The 3144-nt window shown below is 46.9% G+C and carries 2 protein-coding genes and 1 pseudogene; all 3 read left to right on the top strand.

The window, feature by feature from the left end:
• Window positions 1-266 precede the first annotated feature (266 nt).
• Window positions 267-1373 (top strand): site-specific integrase, encoded by a 1107-nt coding sequence (locus tag HU824_RS19230; protein ID WP_176469725.1) that lies wholly within the window; start codon window positions 267-269, stop codon window positions 1371-1373.
• A 71-nt stretch (window positions 1374-1444) separates the two neighbouring features.
• A complete protein-coding gene (locus HU824_RS19225) occupies window positions 1445-2776 on the top strand; it encodes a BatD family protein (RefSeq protein ID WP_255260577.1) in 1332 nt (443 codons plus the stop codon).
• A gap of 125 nt (window positions 2777-2901) precedes the next feature.
• Window positions 2902-3144, top strand: a pseudogene (locus HU824_RS19220) (hypothetical protein); the annotation flags it as partial.

Genomic DNA, 3144 nt, shown 5'->3' with positions numbered 1-3144 from the left:
AGATACAAAGATAGCGATTTTATCTGACATTCACAAATAGAATCACTGTTATTTTGATGATAATCAGAGGATTATTCTAAAATTGTTGCTGACCAACCTGATTGTATTCGATTCGCTGAATAGTTACGTTAAAAGCCTGAAATGTTAAAATTCGAGCGGTTTTGTGTTTTCAGCCGCTTTTTTTATGTGTTAAAAACAAACCAATCGGTTTGTTTTTCGGATTATTTCGCTAATTTTGGGGTCATGGAATCTATAGCCGGGAAATTATGGATAAGATACTAAAACAACGTGGCAGCATCGTCCTGCATAAAGACAGGTACAACGGTGAGGAGTGCATCCGGGTGGACTACGCGGACAGCCAAGCCATAACCCTGCTACTGGCACAGGACACCGACGTGGCTGCGGTCGTGGACGGCTCCGGCTACATTCCAGCCACCGTTTTCCGCCTTCCCGCCTTCTATGACCGCTATTCTCCGCACGCCTATATTGACTACAGCCGTGTATATGTACGCCATCCCAAGCCAAAACGGGAATATGTGCTGCCGAAAGGCTATCTTGAACTGCTGGAACAGAAGCGTTACAGCCCTTCGACCGTCAAGACCTACAAGGCTTATTTCAGCGACTTCATGGAATATCACAAGGGGCGTAACATCGACCGTCTGAAAGTGCCGGACATCAACAAGTACATACTCTATCTTGTGAACGAGAAGAAAATCTCGGTGTCGCAACAGAATATGCGCATCAACGCCATCAAGTTCTACTACGAGCAGGTAAAAGGCGGCAAACGGCAATACTACGGCGGCATCACCCGTGCCAAAGAGTACAAGAGCCTGCCCGAAGTGTTGAGCCGCAACGAGGTGCGGCGCATTCTTTCATGCCTTGCAAACCGCAAGCATCGCTGTATGATTTCGTTGATTTATTCCGCAGGATTGAGAAGGAGCGAGTTGCTTAACCTCACTCCGCAGGATATTATGAGCGAACGTATGCTGATTCGCATTATGGGCAAGGGCAAAAAATGCCGCTACTCGCTGCTGTCGGAGAAGGTATTGTGCGAACTTCGGGAATATTTCAAGGAATATCGCCCGCAAAAATGGCTGTTCGAGGGCGAAACACCCGGAGAGCAATATTCGGCAAGTGCATTGGTGAAAGTGTTGAAGGAAGCCGCCGATCGAGCCGGCATCAAGCACCGGGTACACGTACACATGCTCCGCCACTCCTTTGCCACTCACCTGCTGGAGCAGGGAACGGACCTGAGAACCATACAGGAGTTGTTGGGACACAACGACATCAAGACTACGAGCATCTACCTTCATGTTACAAGTGCCCACAAGTCGAGCATACCGAATCCGCTTGATTCATTGGATAACACATAATGTGCAACTGTTAAATTGCAGAACCGGAAATGAAAAATAAAGGCAACATAACAAGACCGCCAGTCAGTAGTATGCAAATCTACTGTATATTGATATCCGCATTGTTGTCGGTAGTTCGGGTGTGCGCTTCGACTACAGCAGACTCCGTGTATTTCCACATAAAGGCTGACACGATGCGGGAGATCCGTGCGGGACAAGTGGTGGAACTGACGTATGCGCTGGTCAATGCACAATTCGATTCGGTTTCTCCTCCGGTGTTCAACAGCAGCATTGAAGTGATAGAAGGTCCGAAGTCACATGAAGGCAGCAGCTACGCCATTATAAACGGAGTGGGAAGAAAGAGCCGTGAAAGCGGATTCAGTTATATTGTGCAGTTCAGACAGAGCGGAGAGGTCGAACTCCCTTCCGCATCCGTAAAGGCAGGCAACCGGACATATACCACCCCGGAATGCCGTGTAACCGTACATCCTGCCGTAGTGGATATGAACAAACTGAAATGCAGTTTGAAGGTGGGACGTATGGCCGGCGGTTACGCAAAATATTGTGCCACGCTGACCTGCAATGCCTGTCCCGACCAGAACCCGCCACTGCTGTCCATCAACGGGAAAATATTCCGACCTACCCGCAAGTCCTTTTCAATTTCCAACGGCAAGGAAGAATACGTTCACGAGTATTTCTTTAACGATGACAGTTATGAGGTGTCCTGCGAGGAGCTTACCTTTGGTGGCAAACCATATTCCGTCAAACCGAAAAAAGGCAAATTATCCGGTGCGGACTTCCTTATTGCCATCGTGGTTGCAGGCGCATTGTTCGAGTTGGCATGGTGGCTTGCTTGCAGACGTCGCTACCGAGAGGATAAGGATGCCCTTCTTGCCGAATTCGTGTTGGGAAAGAAGGCTCTGCCTCTGACTGTAAGCTGGGCGTATACCCATTATGGCGTATCGCACACGCTATTGCTTTTTTCCGTGCTGTTTCTTGCCACAACGGGAGTTGCGATCTATACAGACAGTCTGTTCATGTCTGTCTTTTTCTGGCTCGGCATTGCGTTTGTGCCGCTTGCTTATCTGTCATATCGCCACCAGCGGCGCAAGCTGGATTTCCAAAGCATACCGACCACGCTGGACGAGCAGGCGATTTACGACAGGATATATAATCTGGCGGCAACTTATGATTGGGATGTCGATCATTACGGTGAGGACTGCATCGTGGCGCATACCAATCCCGCCATCTGGCATCTGACATGGGGAGAGCAGATTTTCATCGTGTTCGACAAAGGGCAGGTATGGGTCAACAGTGTGAATGACCTGAACAAGCGTACTTCGCCATTCTCGTTCGGTTATGCCAAACGGAATGTTCGAAGAATAAGGGACACACTGACACAGAGTGCAGCTATTAGAGATTAGGAAACACACCTGCCGGGTGTCGTTTACCAAAACAAACAACACCAACAGGTGATCTTATAATTACATTACCAATAACAGTGCGATAAGGTAAGCCAAAGATTTTATCATCATCAAAATTAAATACAATGGAGAAAAGTAGAGATTTTCAGTTATTTATGACTCAAAATGATGAGCAGCAATTTTGTGAGGAATTACGAGGGTACAATCCTAATATATTCTTTTTAGATATTTCTCCTTCTTTGGAAGCTGACATTAGCAAAAGACTATATACGTCTGTTGTAAATTCATCAAGTTCTTTCTTCTCTATCGTAAATTTTGATTTGATGACAATGGAAGAATTAAAAACGAGATACAAAAAATATGGCGAA

It is taken from the genome of Bacteroides sp. L10-4, assembly GCF_013373675.1.
Classification (GTDB): domain Bacteria; phylum Bacteroidota; class Bacteroidia; order Bacteroidales; family Bacteroidaceae; genus Bacteroides; species Bacteroides muris.
Note: the sequence above shows the minus strand (reverse complement) of the source record. Positions and strands in the feature narration are given on the sequence as shown.

What these genes read in the sequence shown, in the direction of transcription:
- HU824_RS19225 (WP_255260577.1), top strand. Translation starts at nt 1,445, where the DNA reads ATGCAAATCTACTGTATATTGATATCCGCATTGTTGTCGGTAGTTCGG.
- HU824_RS19230 (WP_176469725.1), top strand. Translation starts at nt 267, where the DNA reads ATGGATAAGATACTAAAACAACGTGGCAGCATCGTCCTGCATAAAGAC.